16 protein-coding genes are annotated in these 21,273 nt (G+C 52.1%); 2 read left to right on the top strand and 14 right to left on the bottom strand.

The features are described from left to right. Positions 1–11: 11 nt before the first annotated feature. The gene (locus tag D9N13_RS14780) at positions 12–1,364 is read right to left on the bottom strand and encodes an alpha/beta fold hydrolase (RefSeq protein ID WP_290591685.1); all 1,353 of its coding nucleotides are present in this window, start codon (positions 1,362–1,364) and stop codon (positions 12–14) included. 275 nt (positions 1,365–1,639) lie between these two features. Between D9N13_RS14780 and D9N13_RS14775 the strand changes: the two genes are divergently transcribed. Beyond that, on the top strand, positions 1,640–2,536 hold the full coding sequence (locus tag D9N13_RS14775) for a D-hexose-6-phosphate mutarotase (RefSeq protein ID WP_290591683.1): 897 nt from the start codon (positions 1,640–1,642) through the stop codon (positions 2,534–2,536). A 41-nt stretch (positions 2,537–2,577) separates the two neighbouring features. Here D9N13_RS14775 and D9N13_RS14770 read toward each other — a convergent pair whose 3' ends face one another. The 8 genes from D9N13_RS14770 to D9N13_RS14735 all read right to left on the bottom strand — a co-directional run bounded on the left by D9N13_RS14770 (position 2,578) and on the right by D9N13_RS14735 (position 13,238). Then, positions 2,578–2,943, bottom strand: a complete 366-nt coding sequence (locus D9N13_RS14770; RefSeq protein ID WP_290591681.1) for a hypothetical protein — start codon at positions 2,941–2,943, stop codon at positions 2,578–2,580. Between the two features lie 47 nt (positions 2,944–2,990). Then, positions 2,991–6,323 carry a FecR domain-containing protein gene (locus D9N13_RS14765; RefSeq protein ID WP_290593084.1) on the bottom strand — a complete coding sequence of 1,111 codons (3,333 nt, stop codon included), beginning with the start codon at positions 6,321–6,323 and terminating at the stop codon, positions 2,991–2,993. A 324-nt stretch (positions 6,324–6,647) separates the two neighbouring features. Further along, complete coding sequence (locus D9N13_RS14760; protein WP_290591679.1) at positions 6,648–8,633, bottom strand: CHASE2 domain-containing protein; 1,986 nt, start codon at positions 8,631–8,633, stop codon at positions 6,648–6,650. 61 nt (positions 8,634–8,694) lie between these two features. Continuing rightward, positions 8,695–9,639, bottom strand: a complete 945-nt coding sequence (locus D9N13_RS14755; RefSeq protein WP_290591677.1) for an alpha/beta hydrolase family esterase — start codon at positions 9,637–9,639, stop codon at positions 8,695–8,697. Positions 9,640–9,798: 159 nt separating this feature from the next. Then, positions 9,799–11,058 (bottom strand): GAF domain-containing sensor histidine kinase, encoded by a 1,260-nt coding sequence (locus D9N13_RS14750; RefSeq protein ID WP_290591675.1) that lies wholly within the window; start codon positions 11,056–11,058, stop codon positions 9,799–9,801. A 61-nt stretch (positions 11,059–11,119) separates the two neighbouring features. Further along, positions 11,120–11,761, bottom strand: a complete 642-nt coding sequence (locus tag D9N13_RS14745) for a flavin reductase family protein (RefSeq protein WP_290591673.1) — start codon at positions 11,759–11,761, stop codon at positions 11,120–11,122. A gap of 146 nt (positions 11,762–11,907) precedes the next feature. After that, positions 11,908–12,369: a peptidylprolyl isomerase gene (locus D9N13_RS14740; RefSeq protein WP_290593082.1), complete on the bottom strand. Its 462-nt coding sequence runs from the start codon at positions 12,367–12,369 to the stop codon at positions 11,908–11,910. Between the two features lie 137 nt (positions 12,370–12,506). Continuing rightward, on the bottom strand, positions 12,507–13,238 hold the full coding sequence (locus tag D9N13_RS14735) for a hypothetical protein (RefSeq protein ID WP_290591671.1): 732 nt from the start codon (positions 13,236–13,238) through the stop codon (positions 12,507–12,509). A gap of 284 nt (positions 13,239–13,522) precedes the next feature. Here D9N13_RS14735 and D9N13_RS14730 point away from each other — a divergent pair, with 284 nt between their 5' ends. Next, positions 13,523–13,729 carry a cold-shock protein gene (locus D9N13_RS14730; RefSeq protein WP_101893162.1) on the top strand — a complete coding sequence of 69 codons (207 nt, stop codon included), beginning with the start codon at positions 13,523–13,525 and terminating at the stop codon, positions 13,727–13,729. A gap of 64 nt (positions 13,730–13,793) precedes the next feature. On the opposite strand, the gene D9N13_RS14725 is transcribed toward D9N13_RS14730, so the two are convergent. From D9N13_RS14725 to D9N13_RS14705, 5 genes are all read right to left on the bottom strand, one after another. After that, a complete protein-coding gene (locus D9N13_RS14725) occupies positions 13,794–14,396 on the bottom strand; it encodes a DNA-J related domain-containing protein (RefSeq protein ID WP_290591669.1) in 603 nt (200 codons plus the stop codon). Positions 14,397–14,428: 32 nt separating this feature from the next. Next, the gene (lysS, locus tag D9N13_RS14720; RefSeq protein ID WP_290591667.1) at positions 14,429–15,925 is read right to left on the bottom strand and encodes a lysine--tRNA ligase; all 1,497 of its coding nucleotides are present in this window, start codon (positions 15,923–15,925) and stop codon (positions 14,429–14,431) included. A 30-nt stretch (positions 15,926–15,955) separates the two neighbouring features. Further along, a protein-coding gene (prfB, locus tag D9N13_RS14715; RefSeq protein ID WP_411268181.1) for a peptide chain release factor 2 occupies positions 15,956–17,054 on the bottom strand; the annotation gives its coding sequence in 2 pieces (ribosomal slippage) (positions 15,956–16,978 and positions 16,980–17,054; 1,098 coding nt in all). An 80-nt stretch (positions 17,055–17,134) separates the two neighbouring features. Continuing rightward, positions 17,135–20,077 carry a hybrid sensor histidine kinase/response regulator gene (locus D9N13_RS14710; RefSeq protein ID WP_290591664.1) on the bottom strand — a complete coding sequence of 981 codons (2,943 nt, stop codon included), beginning with the start codon at positions 20,075–20,077 and terminating at the stop codon, positions 17,135–17,137. Positions 20,078–20,256: 179 nt separating this feature from the next. Further along, positions 20,257–21,240 carry a GlxA family transcriptional regulator gene (locus tag D9N13_RS14705; RefSeq protein ID WP_290591662.1) on the bottom strand — a complete coding sequence of 328 codons (984 nt, stop codon included), beginning with the start codon at positions 21,238–21,240 and terminating at the stop codon, positions 20,257–20,259. Between the last annotated feature and the right edge of the window lie 33 nt (positions 21,241–21,273).

Raw genomic sequence — 21,273 nt, 5'->3', positions numbered from 1 at the left:
CAAACTTTGAATCAGAGTGAATCCAGCCAATCTGCAATGGCCGGAAACGAAACAGTGGGGGCAGTGTTGCCCACCAAAACATCCAGGTGTGATGTACCGGGAACAACCATCCATTGGTCATTGGGGTGTTGCGTTTTACCTGCAAACAGCAGATTACTCATGCGTTCAGGGTTGACGCCGCCATTGCTTTCAGAAAACACTGCAAAAGCCGGCACCGTAATACGATCCATATGATCATTGTAATAATAATAGCCGTCACCCGCCTCGCGATCCACAGCAATCAACCGATTGCGATTTTCGTAACCGTTTTGCCAATGTTCACGTAACTGGAAATCATTAAGCCCCCAATCCGCGAACTGTGCGATGTTACCGATATAGAAGCCGGACAAGCCGATACGCACCATAAAGTCTTCCACATAGCCATTAGTATTGGCGGTATTCCAGATCTCGATCGCCCCAAACAAATCCATCCAACCCGGCAATAAAACAGGGAACGCATCGGCCATATTGGAAATGGTTTTGAAAATAATATCCGTGGCACCGGCTACCACAATGGGGGGTACCAATGACAACACCACCGGCAGCACCGCATCCAGATCCATCTTCACTTCCAACGCCAACAGATCCCAACCGATGGCGTTATCCACCATGAAGTTGTAAGCAAAGTCGGGCGCACCGGCCGGATCCAACCCCAGAAAACCCGCTACCTGGTTATTGCGCTGAGCCGCCAGCGTCGTACTGCCGCGCACATGAGGCAGGTACTCCCCGGCCTTAACAACCGAGGCATCCATAGTAGTGCCCTGCAAATACTGGTAGGCGCACATGGCCCCGGTGCTGAAACCACCGATTACAGGTTTCCTGCCGGTAACTGCGCGCACCTTAGCCACCGCCGCCGGGTAATCCAGCGCACACCAAACATCTAACGTGGTATTGCCATTGCCGTTATCACTCTTGAAATCGCCTCTGCCGGTGCCACGAAAATTCCCCAGCCACACGTCATAGCCACGCAAATACAGGTAATGTGCCAGGCTGAACATTTTCAGGTTATCTTTCTGCACGATAGGATCGTTCTTCGCCCATTGTGGCGCATCGGACGGCATTTGATAGTTATAGCTGTTCAACCACAACGGCGAGCGCACATCAAACTGATCAAAATTGTTCACTATACCGGGAAACAACAGAACCGGCTGACCGGAGCGATAACGGTACTCGTTGGAGGGCCGGTAGCGGCGCATCTTAATGTCCAGACCGTCGTCGGTTTTCGCCACATAACGGCCTTCTACCCCGTCCACGCCACCGCCACATCCGGCCAGCAGCATCAACACTGCAACCAGGATTAAGCCCAAGGCTCTATCATTTTTCATAAGCAATTGTCTCTTTTTGTTATGTTTATTTAGATCCGCCACTGAAATTTCAGGCAAACAATGCCCGTACCCTGAAAAAGACCATTTTCAGGGTATCGAAACAGACCTTGTGATGAATCAGTAAGGAATAACCTTGTGCAGGAAGCCTTACCTGATAGGACACAACCATAAGGGCAATGTCCGAATCTGACTTGTACGAATTTAACATCACTCGATCCGGTGATAGACTGAGTGCCACACCACTGCCTTGCGAATGCCTATGGACATCAACTCCTATGGACATCAACTACGTCACACTGTGCCAGATCGATGAACTGATGTGCCTGCGGGTGGATCACCCCCAGGCGAAAGCCCTGATTGCTTTGCAGGGAGCCCAGTTATTGGAATACACCCCCACAGGCGAGCAGCCGGTAATATGGCTGAGCGAGCTGGCCGAGTTTAAAAAAGGCAAATCCATACGCGGGGGCATTCCGATTTGCTGGCCCTGGTTTGGGGATGCCAGGAAAAACCCGGAATCGGTACAAAAACACTTACCGAAGGGTGCGTTGCCTGCCCACGGCTGGGTGCGGGACAAACCCTGGTTACTGGAATGGGCAGCAAGCGATGAGGAACGGGTGCACTTGCGGTTTCGTTTCCCCACCAATATATGGCCGGCTCCGTTCCCTAACGGAGTGGAACTCAGCGTGGAAATGCGAATCGGCACAACGCTGCAGATGTGTCTTACCACCAACAATCAATCGGACCAGACGGTAAACTTCAGTCAGGCATTGCACAGCTACTTTGCCATCAGTGATGTGGGGAGTGTGCAAATTGGAGACCTGGAGGGCGTCACCTATATCGATACGCTGGATGATTGGCAAGAGAATAGCAGTGATACCCCACTCGCCATTGCCGAAGAGGTGGATCGAATCTATGTGGATACGCCGAAGGTGATCACCATTGCGGACAGCCGTTGGCAGCGAACAGTCCAGTTGACTTCACCGGACGCCAAGTCCGCCGTGGTATGGAATCCCTGGATTGAAAAGAGCAAACGCTTGGGACAATTTGCAGATGACGCTTATGAGAGGATGGTTTGTGTGGAATCTGGAAACACTGCCAACAAAAGCCTCCTGCTAAGAGAGCAGGCGGCAGGGCATCTTAGAATAAACGTAGGATTAAGATGCCCTGATTGATAGCAATTTAAGTCCAAATCACCAAAAGTATACCTGAAGATCTAGGGATAGATCGCATTACAGATGTTGTCATCTTCTATGACTATTATCTTATAGCCTTTCGAGGTTTTAACGAGCACGTCACACGAAGCCTCATATGTGACTAACGTTACCGTTTCAACGCGTTTTATTTTACCCTCAATCGGAAAATCTTCTGGACCCACATCCCGAATGACTACTTTTCTATTTTTACCAAAAATCGATTCAGGGTCTGCCGCTCCATGCTTATTAAAGAAAATCGCATATGGCAATATATACTCGCTACCAGTAGGCAAATCGACATGCCGCCCCTCGTCGACCCCATCTTCACCACGTGGACTGTTATCGCAAGCACTCAAATAGAGAGCCGCAGTAACGGCAACCAACATCTTCAACATAACACCCAAGTTACAGACCCTATACATGTTTCTTTCTCCTATAAATTAACACTAAAACCAACAAACCATTGTCGCGCCGGATAAAAAGCAAAAAACGAATCAGTCCAACCAAGAAACTCTTGCTCTTCATTCAGAATGTTTTTCACTCCAAAATTAACAAAACTATCGAACCCTTCAATCTTGTAACGTGCATCAACATTCGTTATCCACGTTGATTCTTCCAACTGATCAGAATCACTCGGTACTTCCAGCTTTTGCTTATAATATACCTGTTCAAGAAAAACAGAGACAGCCTTACGATCAAACAGCCCTATCTTTATGGGGATTTGATACCTGGAAATCCTATCATACCCAAGATTAAAGTCATCTCCATCCCTGAACTTAGATTCAACCCAAAGGCCAGACACGGACACGGATATGCTGTCTTTAATGCGGGTTGAGACATACACATTAATATTATTCTCGATAGTCTCAATATCCACGTACTCATCCAGTCTTTCAGCAGGACTTTCCATATGACGCTGCATCACCGACATTCCATATTTGTAAATTCCACCACGTTGATCATATCTCAGTACGTAATTCGTAGATACTGTACCACTCGCATCTGAATCGTATAGTTGACTCACCCCTGAAAAAGTTACCGGCTCGACGGTCTGCACATACGAGGAATATGATGAAACTGACTTGAAAGCAACCACACGCAGATTACTTGAATTATCGAAATGGTAGGTAACGCCAAGTTTGGGCAACCAGTAATTACGGTTATCTGGCACCTTAAATCTATTCTCAGCTTCTGTATAAGATGAAAAGAACAGTGATGAGAATCGCTCGCTTTGGAATGCACGAACATCGCCCTCAACTACTTCATCGAAATAAGCCAGCGAGAAATCGATATCCACAGATTCCATTAAATCGAAGTGATAGTAGCCATATACAGATTGGGTTTCGATACTTCCTACTTTAGAATCCTCATTAATCACTTCGAAAGATGCACCAGCGCCTAGATCCTCGAACAGCCGTTCATTGAACCGCTCGACAAAGTCGTCAGATGAAAAAAGTGCTCCAAAAGTTAACCTTCCTTTATGAATTCTCGTTACCCCCTGAAATTCATACACCCTAACGTCGTCTTTCAATATATAGGGATCAGGATCCAGATAAAAATCCAGTTCTTCCGATTCGTTTGATACTTCTTGCACTGATATCAACCAAGAGAAAGCATTCTCAGATTTAGATGTAATCGCCAGCCGGTCTACATCTCGGTTCAATTCTCTGGATCTGCTGCTCTCTGGCCTATCTGCGAGCTCGGGCGCCAAGTACCCTGAATACCAATTCAAACGTCTGTGCTCGAATTGCACTTTTACATTTGGAGATATTTCCCACTGAATTAACCCCGCGTAAATATCCTGCTCCTGATCCGCATTCTCACGCCAGCCATCCGACTCAAAATGATATTGACCCAGGCTCACTGCAATTGGCCCCGCCAGGAAGGAGCCCACCAGATCATCGGCCCAGGTGCCGTCGCTGCCACCAAAGCCATTCACAGCCCCGTACACCCCATCCTGCGTAAACAAAGAATGATACTCGTTATAGCCAGGCTGCTGGGGGCCGGCGCCTTCCACGAAACCAATGCCGGTTTCCGCGAGTTGCGGTTGCAGCGGATAGGCACTCAACGGCTGCCATAATTGGGATTGCAACAGCTCAGAAGCGCGCGCTGCATCATAGCGGCTATTACCCCGATATTTGTCCGCCAACAATCGATGTCCTTCTGAATTGGTAGGGTCTTCCCGTAACGCATTCCAACCTTCCAGCAATACGCCTTGATCATAACCCACCTCATCGTAGGCGCGCGCCAGGGCCGCGCTTCGGCTGGCGGCATCGCTTTGCAACAATGTTTCGGACCGATACAGCGCGCGCTCGTCATTCAGGTGGCGCGAGGTCTCCAGCTCATCAATGGCGCCGATGGGATCGTTTGCGTACAGCTTGCGCACGCCTTCATAAAAGTACGCGGTTGGATCCTGGGGATCCAGCTGCTTGGCCAATTCCCATTGGGTGGCGGCATCGCCGTTGCGCTTTTCTTCAAAATAAGCCCGCCCCAGATAACTGCGCAACACGCTGCGGGCCGGATCCAGGCTTACCGCAAACTCCAGCTGGCGTCGGCCTGCCTCCAGTTCACCCTGGCGCAACAAAACCAGGCCCAATCCCAATCGAGCCTGGGGATCTTCCGATGATTTGGCCACCGCCTGGCGGAAACGGGCTTCGGCTGCAGAATAACGATGGTTAAAAAGATCAACATAGCCGGATTGAACCAATGTTGCTGCGGATGCAGGATCTAGCCGGCGTGCATTCGCCACTGAGTCGGATGCAGCGCTGATATTACCCATGGCGACCTGGGTCTCACTCAATCGAATCCAGGCAGCCACTGCCTGCGGGTGCCTTTGTGTGGCATCACGGGCGACCTCATGGGCGGCAGGCAGATCCAGGTTGGCCTGCCGGGCATAGGACAGGGCCAATAATGCCGGTAACGCTTGCGGGTCGGCCCGCACTGCGGATTGAGCCTGCTGCAGTGCCTGTGCCGGATCATTGGTAACGGTGCTCATCATGCTCTGTAAAGCCAACGCCTCTGCCGAATCAACACCACGCAAGGTATCCCGTGCGTTACTGAAATTACCCACTGACAAATAGCTGGCTGCCAGCGCAATATTCACGCGGGGGCCAGGGTTTGTCAGGTTTTTCAAGGTTTCGATGGCAAGATCAGGCCGGTTTTGATCAAGGTGACCGGCGGCCGCAGCCAGCGCTTCGCTATTGGCCCCTTGCTGAAGCCGGTCCATAAACATGGCCGGGGGAAAGTACACCGCCCAATCCACGGTCTCCGTGGTGGCGATGTCAATGATGTCGATATCCGCTTTTCCGCTCAGTATTGCCTTTTTACCGGCGCTAAGTGTTGCTTGCTGGTGATTCTCTGGTTGATTGACTTGGGTTCCGGCAACGGTAACCTGCCCCTCAATAACGCTGACCTGGCTGGCGGAGTCTGTGGCGGTCACCAGAAATTCGGTGCCATCCACCACCGCGTTGGCGTACGGTGTTTTCACGCCAAAGCGTTGGGTAATTCGGCTGATAAAATGGGTAACACCCTGCTGCAGTTCCACCCAGAAGCTACCGGCTTGCTGTGTAGATGGAAAGGACAACACCGTATTCTGATCCAGGCGCACAAAGCTGTTGTTGCTGAGGTAAATGGCCGCCCGGCTGTCCGCACCCACTTCCAACTGTTGCCCCGGGCAGATCAACGCATCCGGTTGCACTGTGGCGCCGGAGGAATGCAGAGCCTGGCTGTCCTTCACCACCACATAACCGTTGACCGACACCACCATTGCTGCCCATTCATCACAGGCTGTGGCGACAGAATGAATTGTCAATGTACACAACATGACAAAAGCTGTTGATGTTCGCACGCACGTCTCCCCGACTACGGCGTCAGGCTGGATCAGCCACGCCGTTGATTACCAGCAATTTCAAAACAATTCGACGGCGACCAAGCCTGATTGTTTAAACAGTCACGAACGGTATTCTGAGAGTTACCTCAACAGACAGGCACAACACACTCTTAAAACCCATGGCCATTTTGCTCACTTTCACTGGTCAAATCTAGACAGATGTGAAAATTACCACCGCAATGTTTTGAAAATTGGCGATTATCACTTTGACGAAAACGGAATTATGCCCTTCGCCAATAACTCAAGGTCGTGGTCTTCAATGAGTGCGTTTATTTTTTGAACAGCAAACCCCGTTGGCCCGTCATCCGCATAATAACGTTTTACCGTGGAAAACAGCTTCAGTGCGCCCTCGATCTGACCGGCCTCCAGTTTCATGATCGCCAGCCGATATTGTTTCAGCAGCACCGGATCGCGCACATTTTTAACGGTGAACACGCCCAACGGCTGCTGTTTGCCGACAAACTTGAAACGCCCCAGATAACGCAGCGAATCATCCGACGAGAGGGCACAGGATTCACTGATCAACACCTCAGTACCCAGTTGTTTATTGGCCCCCTCCAGCCGTGAAGTGGTATTGATGATGTCACCCATGGCCCGGAACTCATGATGATCCATTGCCCCGAAGTGTCCAAGTACAATTTCACCGGAGTGAATACCGATGCGGGTGGGCAACTCTCTGCCCGGGTGCTCTGCATTGAAGCGGGCAATATTCTGATTGATCTGCGCCACCACCGGTTGCAGGGATTGCCAGGCGTTTTCTCGATCCAGATGCAGCCACAGCGCAATAACACCGTCTCCGGCCACATCAGAAATAATGCCACCAGACTGCCGGATCGGAGGAATAATCGCGTGATAATATGACTGCATCAGGTCACCCAGATCCGCAGGGCTCAGTGTTTCCGAAAGCCGGGAATAGCCTTGGGCATCCGTCACCATGCACACACTGTTATGGTAATCGCGCACCGCGGGCAATCCCTGCTGTACCACTAAACGTTCCAATTCATCCCGCGGCAAATACTTGCCGAATGCCCATTGCAGACGTCGTTTCTGGTTGAACAATTCCCGATTACGCAGCCACATCCCCATGGCACCGGCCACCGGCAGCATCACCACAACCGTATGAAACCAGGGCAGCCACAGGAACAACCGGGTAAAGGCTGCATAGATCAAACCGGTGATCAGCAAGGCCAGGCCGGCCACGGATATTGCCGCCACCATGGGCCCGCTATAACGGGCTACTGAAAAGCTCACTATGCCCACCAGCAACAACAGCACCCCGTTTTGCCAAGGCAGCCATTCCCGCAACCAATGACCCTCGGCCAGATTGGCATAGGCCGTCGCTGCCAGCTCCACACCACTCACATCCAGCCCTCTGTCATTGCTGAACGACGTATAGAAGCCATCTCTCTGATCCGGCTGATCCGCTGCAGAATAGCCCACAAACACGACACGATTCTCCACGGCAGCCTGGGCCCGGGGTGTCCGGTTGACGACATCAGCAAACTCCAGGGTGGTAATGGTGCGGGGCGGGCCATATAGATTCAGCAGCGGATCGGGTCTTGCATCAGACAGATCCGGAAGGCCCTGCTGTGATGGATTGTCTGCACTGACAATTCGCCAGGCCCGGGTGGGTAAGGTGGGAACATTGATGAACGATGGGTGCCGCAGAAAAAACCGACTGACCCGGGCCGGTACTTTTGGCAGAATCAATGGGGCGACATCCAATGCCGACTCTGCAAACGGGGCATAAGGCTGCAGAAAACTTTCCATCTCTGCCCCCTCCAGCATTTCTTTCTGGGATCGACTGAAGAGCAGGACATTGCCCGCCTGCTTGATGGCTTGTGCGAAAGCCTGATCCCCTTGCTGATCGCGTTCAGTCTCAAAAAACACATCAAATACAATCAATCTTGCATTCAGATCGGACAGGGCGTTCACCAACTCAGCATGGGATTGCCTTGACCATTGGTATAGTTTTTCCGACAACCCCAAGGTTCTGGCACTGTTACGGGTGATGGCAATCACCGCAACATTCTGTGGCGACACCACCGGGCCACGCATTTTGAACAGTACATCCAGGCCTAAACGCTGCTCAAGGGCCAAGCCGGCGGGCGTGATGGCCCACACAGAAACCAACAATACAACACCGTAAGGAATTGCCTTCAGTAACAGGCTGCGAACTGATTGCAAGTAGATTGCTTCCGTAACGATTCAGAATACTCACTACTATATTCAACCCTATACAATTTGACTACTGATTCAGCTGTTCATACTGCTCCAACATAAACCATCCATCATCACAAACGTTATAATCCTGATTGTTCTGATACAACAGATGGCCGTCAATCAGCGTGCATTGGGATACCACCGCCCCCCCATCACAATCGTGATAGGATTCGCACCAACTGAACCCATATTCACATTCAGGCCCACTACCAGGCCGATCGCAGAGGTCCTCATATACAGCAGGCCCCCGGCAGCCCATGGCAGACTGCCAACGATTCAGGCTCTGCCTGGCCGGTACCGACCACCCCCAACTGAAAATGTAGGGTACGATTACATCCACCGTCCCTCTTGCTTCCAGAATGGGTACCGCGCGCTTCTGCTTTCCCGCAGCGTCAACCGCCCGGCATTGCTCGATGGTGGCAAATGGAAAACTCTGCGAGGTAACCACTGCCCCTGCAAATACGTCAGAATGTTCGCAGGCGAGCCGACCGGCCATGGCACCGCCGTTGGATAGCCCCACTGCATAAATTCTTTCTGGATCAACATATACGTTACGTTTGTGTGTCTGTGGACGGGTCAGACACGAGGCTAACTGCAGTGCAAATTCGGTGTCGTTATCGGAGCCACCGAAACAACAATAGTCGCCCGCTCCCCAGGCCGGAACCAGGCTCATTCCCTGCGGATAGGCCACGATCATCCCTTCACGATTTGCGGTGCGGCGCCAACAGGAACCCAGCGATTCAGCTAAACTGTTCGCACCAAAACCATGAAAATTCAATAACAGGGGAGAATCCAGATGAGACTTGAGCGGAACGTACAGCCCGTAACTGCGTAGTTTTCCATTAACGATCATATAGTTGGTCTGTGTTGTTCCAGGAGAAACAAACAGCGGACCACACCAATCAAAAGCCATAACACTGTGTGAACAGATCAAGGCACCGAACAGGCATGCCTTTATCACAATACTCATGCACTACACCATCTACAACAGTGAAATCCATACTGCTTCCTGCACACGCATCACTGCAGAAATATGGTGTGTTTAATTGAGTATAGTAAGAAAGATAAGCGTGACAGGTTTTTTAAGTGTATTTAATAGAGTATGAAAACATAAGCCTATAACCAGGGCTTATGGTGTAGCGGAAGCCGGCAAAGGAAACGAAAGTGTAAAACAAGAGCCCTGCCCTAAAGTGCTCTCAACGTTCACCTTTCCATCCAACAGTTCCATAATTCGACTGACAATCGCCAAGCCCAACCCGGTACCACCATCCCGATCGGAAAGAGGGTTACTGATCTGTTCGAACTCTGAGAATATCTTTTCCAAATCATCCGAAGCGATACCGACACCTTCATCCTCGACTTTGATCGTCAACATTGGCTCAGCATAATGGGCAGCCACCTTAATTGACTTGTTGGACGGTGTGTATTTGACAGCGTTGGAAACAATATTCATCAGCACCTGACCAATCTTACCAGCATCCCCACGCAGGCACTCTGGCAGGGATGGGGATAATTCCAGCGTCAAGCTGATATCATGTTTCTTGGCCCTTTCGTCATTCAGCAAAACCACTTCGTTGATCAGGTCACGCACGTTAAACAGTGTGTCCACACGCTGCATTTTCCCGGCATCCAATTTGGAAAGATCAAGCACGTCGCCGATTAGATGGCTCAGATGCCCGGATGCTTTCTCTATGGCATGCACCCCCTCCCGAACATAATCCGGAACCTGTTCTTGTTCCAGGCGTCGACTGAGGCGACCACTGAAACCCACGATGGCATTCAAAGGTGTTCTGAGTTCATGATTCAAATTGGCAAGAAAACGCCTGTTGTGTTGGGCCATTTCAAGCACTTGCTTGCGGCTTTCTGAAAGCTCGTTGGCAAGCAACACGGAATCCCGGTAGCGAATACGCAACTCCATCAAATTGATCACGTGGGTTGCCAACAATTGCAACAATTGCAGCTGCGAGGGTTCCAATGAACGGGGTTTGGTATCGATGGCGCACAACGTACCCATGCCATACCCTTCAGGGGTACGCAACGGCACTCCGGCATAAAAACGAATGCCTGGTTCGCCCGTTACCAAGGGATTATCTGCAAAACGCTCATCATCCAGCGTATTCTCAACCACGAGAGGCCCTTTGCACAGTATGGCGTGGGCACAAAATGCCAAATCACGGCTGGTTTCCTGCGCATCCAGCCCCACCCGCGCTTTAAACCATTGGCGCTCAGCGTCTACCAGACTCACCAGAGCAATGGGCACATTGCATATTGCAGACACCATATGCACGATGTCGTTAAACACAGCTTCGGCTCCGGTATCCAGAACATCATAATCCCGCAATGCCTGCAGCCTTCGCTCTTCGTCTTCTGGCTTGGGGGCTACGATCACAATGGCATCCTTTCGTTGACTGGTTCTGATTCAGTATAGTCTATCACGACTACAACCTGCCTCAGCGCCTGGTTGGCTTACTTGCCGGCTTTGCATAATGGAAACGCCCCACCCGCGGAGGTGCCGAGTGATAGCAATCGAGACCGGACACACAAGCGGTGCCGAGGGTAACAAGATCGATGAATCCGTCTTCGCCCAGGGCACGGCCATCCAGCTCCACCCACTGTACCTCACCGATCACAAAATCGGTGTCGTTGATGTCCAGGTGCTTGATTTCCCGCAGCCTCAAACCTACCGATAACGTGCTTTCGGCCACTTTGGGTGCAGCAAACCCGACTACCCAGGCAGGCGTTAATCCGGTGTGCTCAAACTCCGATTCTTCACGCGGATAACGGGCCGAGGTCTGATGGGCCTGTGGCACAATGGCATCAACCACATGATTGATGGTGTACACACCGGTCTGCGCAAGATTCTCAATGGTGTGGCGAGCCACTGATCGTGGCCGGGTCACCAGCCCCATCAGCGCAGGATCAGCACCCAGGTGTACCACGGAGCTGACGATGGCAAGATTGGTGGCACCTTGGCTGTCCACCGTGCCCACCAGATTCGCACTTTTGTAGCCGGATAAACCGTTGATGAAATTAACCCGAAACCGGTGTTCCATGTTACGGATATCGTCTGCTGAGATATGAAGTGGATTCATAGCACCTCCTTGAACCCGGTTTATACTGCTTTGCAATGGTATCGAACCCGCTTGATATCCGCTTGTCGTCTAGATTCCGCCCACAAAAAAGCCCGGGATACCTGCCCGGGCTTCATCTGATCTGTGCCGAGGATCAGTGCGCTGAATCAGTGAACATGCCCATGGGACAGCTCTTCTTCAGAAGCATCACGTACTGTTTCAATGCTGACGGAAAAGTGCAACCGTACACCGGCCAGCTCGTGGTTACCGTCGATGGTGACTTCCTCACCCTCGATCTCAACAACACGAATGGGTACCGGCCCCTGCTCAGTCTGAGCCTGGAACTGCATCCCGATCTGCAGATCTTCCACTCCCTGGAATGCTTCGCGGGGCACTGTTTGCACCAACTGCTCGTGACGAACACCATAGCCATTTTCAGGCTCCACCACGACATCCATGGCATCCCCCATTTTCTTGCCTTCCAGTTCGGATTCCAAACCGGGGATGATGTTGCCATAGCCCTGCAGGAACATCAGTGGTTCACGCCCCTCAGAGGTATCAATGATTTCGCCTTCTTCATTGCGCAGCGTGTAATGCATTCCAACTACCCGGCCTTTCTGGATCTCCATACTCATTCCTCTCTTGTCATTCAAATGATTGTGCGACGCCTGAACCAACTCGGGAAGTCAAATCAAACCTCGTAAAATCCGCCATATGCGAAATTTCCCTCAGTTTACCAGTGTTGCGGGCATGAAACAAAAACGCCTCAGGAACGCCAGCGCACAATGGTTTGGTAGGATTGCCGATAATGGTAGTTAAGTTGTTGTTGTGAATAGCGTTGCTCCTTCTGCACCGGGCAACGCATTCTGGCGAGGCAATTGGACTGACAGGGCGACTCGCGCAGCAGACGATAATCGATACAGGCTTCAAGCTGCTTGTGCGTTTCAGGAAAATCCGCCGACAGCGCATTGGCAGGGCACGCCGCGATACAGGGTTTTTCCCGGCAGCTGCCGCAGGGCGATTCCATCTGCGGGCACTCGGTGACAGGCGGCTCACCCTCAACCCAGAATAACGCCCGATACGCATACCAGAGCCCGAACACAGGATTAATACCCAGTTTTAGGGGCGAATCGTAATGCCAGCCCGCCAATTTGCCCAACTGCTGCAGCCCAACCGGCGCATCGGAGGGGTACAGCACCTTATATTGACGGCCAGGGTACTCAGACTGCAGATACTGTTCGGTGATTTCCACTGCCTGCTGGTCCAGTGGCTGAGCCTGATCCCAGGCACGTTCAGGTAGCTGATCCCAAAATCGGCTACCGCCGTTTCCCAGCAATAACAACCATCCTGCCTTTCCCATTTCGCCCACAATTTCGACAACCTGGCGGCTGATTTCCGCCGGCAGCGCTGCCACCGAAAAGGCCGCCTGCAGGTTCAAACCACGGTCGGTCAACAGGGGGCTATTCAACTGATCAAAGGGGTTTTCACGTTGCTTCATTATTATTACAAACCAATGAATTTTATGAGTTTTTTTCACCTGAAGCAGGCACAGAAAACATGCACCAGCAGGGTGCCTGAATGCTCCAAAATAGAATCGTTGACATTCCTCCTAATCCGTATATGCTCAACATTAGCTAGGAAAGTACGGCTAGATATTTATGTTCAATCGTTACGAAGTCCCATCAGTAGAACCTCGTCCTTTTAATCATAAGTAACACCATCTCTTCTCAGCTAAACGCCCTGATTAGGCAATCTACACAAATGTTTAAATAGGATAAGACTATGTCAACTACTACTGGTACCGTTAAGTGGTTCAACGAAAGCAAAGGTTTTGGTTTCATCGAACAGGATAACGGCCCCGATGTATTCGCCCACTTCAGCGCCATCCAAGGTTCCGGTTTCCGTACCTTGACTGAAGGTCAGCGTGTACAGTTCACAGTTACTCAGGGCCAGAAAGGTCCTCAGGCTGAGAACATCGTCGCGATCTAATCTAGTCGTATCAGATCAGATCTCGAAAAAGCAGGCCCCTGGGCCTGCTTTTTTTGTCCGCAGATTATAGCCTCAACTGCTCATAGGCCTGCCGTATGGCCATGAAACGCTCGGGATCCCCCCCTTTATCCGGATGGTGCTCACTGGCCAGACGCTGATAGCGCTGCTTCACCTGCTCAGCAGACGCACCCGGCCCCAGATCCAGTGTCTGCAGGGCTTCATCACGCCCCTGGGCCGGCTGCCATTGCCAAAACCCGTTCAGCAACGTCACCACATCGTCACAGCTGGTCTCGGCGTAATGCTGCCAGTTCAGGTAGTAGTCGCGCATTGGATCTGCTGTTTCCGGTAACACAGTAGCGCAATCCGTTGCCGGACGGTTCAGCTGAATGTTCAGCGTTGCGATGGCCAGAACCAGGCCTTCATCTTCCCACAGGGATTGTTGCAACTGGTACAACCCGTTCATCATCAGAAAGTTTTTCTTAAACAGAGCGAGCTCGGGATTCGGATCCAGATTTTGTAAGCCGGGGTGGCAACCGAGCGCCGACAGTAGATGATGAATACCGAAGTTTTCACCACTGCCACGCTGCACATTCCGCCGCAGCACGGAAAGAATGGCAGGTATCAACGGGTTCCGCGTTACTTTACTTACAAGGTCAGCCTCATTCATAAAGTAAGCGTAGCAGAACCCGATGCAGAAGCTTAGGCTTGTGGCCTCATATGGGGGAACAGAATGACATCGCGAATGGAAGGCGAATCGGTAAACAGCATCACCAGCCGGTCAATACCAATACCTTCACCGGCGGTAGGTGGCATACCGTATTCCAGCGCCGCGATGTAATCCGCATCAAAGTGCATGGCTTCATCATCACCGGCATCCTTTTCTTCCACCTGCTTTCTGAAACGTTCCGCCTGATCTTCAGGGTCATTGAGCTCCGAGAAGCCGTTGGCGATCTCACGCCCGCCCACAAAAAACTCAAACCGGTCTGTCACAAAGGGATTATCGTCACAGCGGCGCGCCAGCGGCGACACCTCCGTAGGGTACTCGGTGATGAAAGTGGGATTCTTCAGTCGGTGTTCGACCGTTTTCTCAAAGATTTCGATTTGCAGCTTGCCCAGACCATAGCCGGGCTTAACCGGGATACCCAGCTTCTCACACACCGCAGTAGCCGCTTCCAGGCCAGTCAAATCCTCCGCACTCAACTGCGGATTAAAATGCAGGATGGAGTCAAACACCGTCATCCGGGTGAAGGGCGAACCAAAGTCATAGGTCTCACCCTGGTATTCCACATTCGTTTTGCCCAATACATCCTGTGCGATGGTACGCAACATATCTTCCGTCAGGTCCATCAAATCCTTGTAATCGGCGTAGGCCTGATAGAACTCCACCATAGTGAATTCCGGATTATGGCGGGTCGAGAGACCTTCATTGCGGAAGTTGCGATTGATTTCAAACACCCGTTCAAAACCGCCCACCACCAGGCGCTTTAAATACAGCTCCGGTGCTATGCGCAGGAAAAGCTCCATATCCAACGAATTGTGGTAGGTGCTGAACGGCCGCGCCGTTGCGCCACCGGGAATCACCTGCATCATGGGGGTTTCCACTTCCAGGTAACCACGGGTCCGCAGGTAGTCACGAATGCCTTCCACCACGGCAGACCGGATTCGGAATGTGTCCCGCACCTCTTCATTGACGATCAGGTCCACGTAGCGCTGACGATAACGCAGCTCCTGGTCCGCCAGCCCTTTGTGCTTGTCGGGCAGGGGGCGCAACGATTTCACCAGATGCTCACATTGCTCGATGTGCACATAGAGGTCGCCCTTTCCGGATTTTTGCAAAGGGCCGGACACACCGACGATGTCACCCAAATCCCATGTTTTGATGTCTTCCAACACCTCCGGCGACAAACCTTTGCGATCAACGTAGAGCTGAATGCGGCCGGTCATGTCCTGAATCACGATAAAGGCGCCACGATTTCGCATCACCCGGCCTGCCACTTTGACAGGAATGGCCAGCGCTTCCAGCTCGGGCTTGCTCTTCTCACCGTACTGTTCCTGCAGTTCAGAACAGTAGTGCTCACGACGAAAACCATTTGGGAACGCGTTGCCTTTTTCCCGCTTGCTGGCCAGTTTGGCCCGCCGCTCGGCAATCAGTTTGTTTTCGTCCTGCTCAATCGGCTGTTGCTGCTTATCTGTCATGGTGATGCCTTTTTTCGCTTCACTTACTATTTATAATCCAGCCTTCAGGCTGGCCTCAATAAACTGATCCAGGTCTCCATCCAACACCGCGTTGGGGTTAGAGCTTTCGACACCGGTACGCAGATCCTTAATCCTGGACTGATCCAGTACATAAGAACGAATCTGGCTACCCCAGCCAATATCCGACTTGGCGTCTTCCATGGCCTGTTTCTCGGCATTCTGTTTCTGGATCTCCATTTCATACAGTTTGGCGCGCAACTGCTTCATGGCCTGATCCTTGTTTTTGTGCTGGGATCGGTCGTTCTGACACTGGGTGACAATGCCTGAGGGCAGGTGGGTAATCCGCACGGCTGATTCGGTTCGGTTAACGTGCTGACCACCGGCACCACTGGCCCGGTAGACGTCAATACGCAGGTCTGCAGGATTGATATCAATCTCAATATTGTCATCGATCTCGGGCGAGACAAACACCGATGCAAAGGACGTATGCCGGCGGTTGCCGGAATCGAAAGGCGATTTACGCACCAGCCGATGCACGCCGGTTTCGGTTTTCAGCCAGCCGTAGGCGTATTCACCCTGAAAATGGATGGTGGCACTCTTGATACCCGCCACGTCACCATCTGAAGCTTCGATCAACTCGGTTTTGAAACCCGCCCGTTCGCCCCAGCGCAGGTACATCCGCAACAGGATATTGGCCCAATCCTGAGCTTCGGTGCCGCCGGACCCGGCCTGAATATCCAGGTAGCAGTTGCTGGCATCCATGGGCCCGGAGAACATGCGCAGAAACTCCAGCCTGGCCACATCGGCCTCAAGCTTGTCCAGCTCGGCATCCACCTCCGCCACGGCGGATTCATCACTTTCTTCCACTGCCATGTCCAGCAGTTCAGCCAGATCACTGACCCCGGTTTTAAGGTTTTTCAAGGTGGAGACGGTATGATCGAGGGCAACCCGCTCACGTCCGAGCTCTTGTGCCCGCTCCGGGTCGTTCCAGATAGTGGGATCTTCTAGCTCACGGTTGACTTCGTCAAGACGCTCACATTTGAGATCGAAGTCAAAGATACCCCCTCAACGCGTCACCGCGCGCTTGAAGGTCTTTGATTTTATTGAGAATTGGATTAATTTCCATGATGGTCGGTTATCCGAAAAATACGCTATTCAAGACGAAAGGCGCGTATTTTACCGGTCAATGCAATCAGTATCCAGCCATAGTTATGCGCTGCTGCCCCCCACCAGCAAATAGGTCCGCATCATGGACTCCAACGCATCGTATTCCAGCGGTTTGCCCAGCACATCGTCCATGCCCATGGCACGGGCTTTCTGTTTGAACTCCTTCAGTACGTGGGCCGTAAGGGCAATGACCGGCTTGTGTTCACGCAGCTTGGATTCCTGCTGTCGTAACGCCCGCGTGGCATCGAACCCATTCATCACCGGCATTTCACAGTCCATCAACACCAGGTGATAAGCCTGGTAATCCCGCGTCAGACGATCCAGGGCTTGTCGCCCATCAGAGACCAGGTCGTAAGCCAGCCCCAGTTTATCCAGCATTCGGGATATCACAATCTGATTCACATGGTTGTCTTCTGCCACCAGAACACGTTTGCCTGCGTATCCGGAATGCAATACGGCCGCAGGCTCCCCTTCAAGCGGCTGGTCGGATAACAGGCTGCCCCGTAGGGTATCGGCAACCATCGACGCCAGTTTCTGCACCACCAGCGGCCGCGGGCACCAATGAGTCAGCCCCAATTGCCGTAACTCATCCGCCACCGGTGCCCAACCAAAAGGGGCCAACAGCAATAGCGGCAAGTCGGCAAAAGCTGCTGTGAACGGGTGGATTTTCGCGGCAAACACCGTCACCTCTTGTTCCGGCTCCAAACACAGCGCCACCAGATCCTGGGCCGAATGCAAAGCGGCATCGGTGACCTTCTCGGTTGCCTCCCCAGGGTAGTCAACGCAGCGCGCAACAGCACCACAGCCCAACAATGCCCGGGTGGCCTCCTCCAAATAGCGCGACGCCGGGCCAACCAGCAGTATTTTCTTTCCTTCCAGCATTGCAGTATCGGTAGCCGGCACCGCCGCGCGGGGCTGCACCGGCAGGCAACACAGATTCAGATGAAACTGGCTCCCGGCCTGTTGTTCACTTTGCACCTGGATTTCCCCATCCATTAAGCCTGCCAGATGCTGACTGATGGCGAGGCCGAGGCCGGCCCCACCAAAGTCACGGGTGAAAGATGTGTCCGCCTGCTCGAAAGGCCTGAACAGGGTTTTCAGCTTTTCTTTGGGGACACCCATTCCGGTATCCTCAATGGTAAACCGCAGGCGGATCTTTTGTCGCCCGCGTTGCGCATTCGGATCAGCAGTATCGATCGCTCGGACCCGCAGCAACACGGAGCCCTGCTCCGTGTATTTGAACGCGTTGTCCAGCAAATTCCAAAGGATCTGTTTCAAGCGGGTGGGATCACACTGAATAGCGGCGGGCAACCCTGGCTCCAGCACGATAAAGTATTCCAGCTTTTTACGTCTGGCAATGGCCTGGAACTGGGATCCCACCTCTTCACACAACGGCAGCAGATCACTGTCAATCCATTCCAGATCCATCTTACCGGCAGAAATTTTGGAGTAATCGAGTATGTCATTGATGGTGTTCAGTAACGACCTGCCGGATTTTTTGATCACATCCAGGTATTGAATTTGCTGTGGATTCAGATCTGAATCCTGCAGCAAATCCGCCATTCCCAGCACACCATTCATGGGTGTCCGAATCTCATGGCTCATGGTGGCCAGAAACTCGCTCTTGGCCCGGCTGTCGGCCCGTTGCTCATGCAGTTTCCGATTGGCGTTCAGCTCTTCAACTTTGGCTTCATATTGTGCCTGCAGAAAGCGCTCATGTTCGTCGTGCGCCCGCTGTTCATTACGCAATGCCTGATTGCGGGCAGCAAACTTCTGACGCCTTTCCTGATTAATGCGATCCGCCAACGCAAAGGAAAACAACACCACCAAAAACATGAACCCAACAGGAAGAATGTTCGCGGTTAACCAGTTCAATGACATGATCCCGGACTTATTGGCAATAAAAATAAGGCCAGAGATCAAAATGGTAATGTTCGCCAGGATGAGATAACGCGCCTGAATCTGGCCTTTGCGTAATGTTGCCCTGCCTGCCAATACACCACTCACCGCACTTAAGATGCACACCACACCCGCGAATATAACAGCGTATTCATAGGCTACAACAAACACACTACCGCCCACCATGATAAACAGCCACGCCACCGCTCGCACCATGCGGTAATGAGGCAGGCTCTTGGATTTCAGATACAACAGGGATAACGTGAAGGCGGCAGCACACACACCGTAGATCGCGACACTGAGGATCAGGATTCGGTTATTGATCCAGGGCAGATCCGGCCACAGATACTGAAACCCGATGCCTTGCAGGGCTGCCATAAACAGCCCCACCGCGGCCACCGCGCCGGCGTAATAGAGATAGGAGCGATGCCGCACGCTGACATAAATGAACAGGTTGTAGAGCACCATCACCAACAGCACGCCGAAGTACAGCCCCTGCCCGATCAGGTTGCGTTGCCCGATCTGGTAAAAGGCTTCACGGGTCCAGAACCGCAGTGGCACAATCAGTGTGTTTTCAGATTGAATTCGCAGGTAAATGATCGTCTGGCTTTGCGCCTGCAGGGGAACCGGCGTTACAAAATGCCGGTTGGAGATGGGTCGCTCCGAAAACGGCAGGGTATCCCCCAACACATATTGGGACAGCACTATTTCAGACCCGGGTGCCGTGCCCGTCACATGGAAAACACTGATCGAATCAAGAGAGGGATAAGCAATCTCCAGCATCCCGTCAACCGGCTCTTGGGTGCTGTTGATCAACCTGAAACGCAGCCAGTGCGCAGCCGTATCATACCCAAGATAGGGAATTCCGTTTTCCAGCTCTATCCAGGACAAGTCAGCATGGGCATCTTCCAGGGTCAAGCGCCCGGTTGCATCACGCAAATAGGCAATGCCTGATGTTATGCCGGATGTTTCAAACCGGTTGTCAGTGATGTTCAGCGCGGCCGTCGCCAGCACACTGTGATGCCACAGCGCAATTAGAAGACCGACGATCAGGCGCAGCGCACCGGCACTGAAAACAGAGAACATCAAAGCCCCAGAACAAAATGGAATAAACTGATTTATATTCAAATTCTTAAGCTTAAACTATAGCTTGAGAATTGCGTAACCACTGTCTGCTATAGATTAACTATAGACAGCCGGGATCATTCTTTACAGTCCCTTTTCTTCGGTCTGCTTCCGGCGCATTCTTTTGCTTCAAGGACACTCTAAATCGCAGATTTACTGAAACGTCCTCGATACTCCCGTGGCGACAACCCCACTTTGCGTTTGAACATTTTGGAAAAAGACGACACATCCTCGTAACCCACTCTCTGGGTGATTTCAGCGATGGTCTGGGCACTGATCTCCAGATACTTTTTGGCCACTTCAATGCGCACCGTTTGCAGGTATGCCAGTGGTGATTCGCCGGTGGCGGTTTTGAAGCGGCGAATCAGAGTACGCGGGCTCATGGCGTATTGCTCCGCCAGCCAGGATAGTGAAAAGTCCTCGGCGTAGTGCTCATCCACCCATTCCTGCACAGCTTTCACCGTCTCATCGCTATGATATTTGTTCTGGTGGGTGGCAAAATAGCTCAGCTGTGAATGGCGTCCGGTATCCAACACCATGGCTTTGGCGGATTCGATAGCGGTTTCATGATCGATATACAATTCAATCAGGTATAACGCCATGTCAAACCATGCGGTTCCACCCCCTGAGCAGAACACCTGTCCATCGGTGGTAATCAGCTGCTCCGGCACCAACTGCACATTAGGGTAGCGCTCCCTGAAACGATCGGCGTGGGCCCAGTGGGTGGTGGCTTTGCGGCCATCCAGAATGCCTGCCTCGGCCAAAAAGAACGCGCCAGTACAGTTACTGATGATTTGTGTGCCCCGCTTAACGTATTCTTTCAACAGGGCGATGATGTCACTGTTGGTATCCAGTGCCTTATCCACATCACCACCAATGGAGGGCACCAACAGCACATCCACGTCGCCAATTTGTTCAAAACCGCAGTGAGCATTGATTACAATATTATTCAGACAGCGGATGGAACGCCCTCCCCTGCTTACCAACTGCACATCAAACTTGGGTTCCATACTTTTGCCGGCAAAGTAATTCCATGCCGTACCGGCGGTGGAGAGCAGGTCGATCACCCCGGTGATCGAAGTGGCAAAAGCATAGTCAAAACCGAGGATGCGTACTTTAATCATAACTGTCTAATTTAGCCCTGTATTAGTCATAAA

The sequence above is a fragment of the Ketobacter sp. GenoA1 genome (assembly GCF_003671475.1).
GTDB lineage: Bacteria > Pseudomonadota > Gammaproteobacteria > Pseudomonadales > Ketobacteraceae > Ketobacter.
The sequence above is the reverse complement of the archived record's forward strand: the minus strand, read 5'-3'. Positions and strand labels throughout refer to the sequence as shown.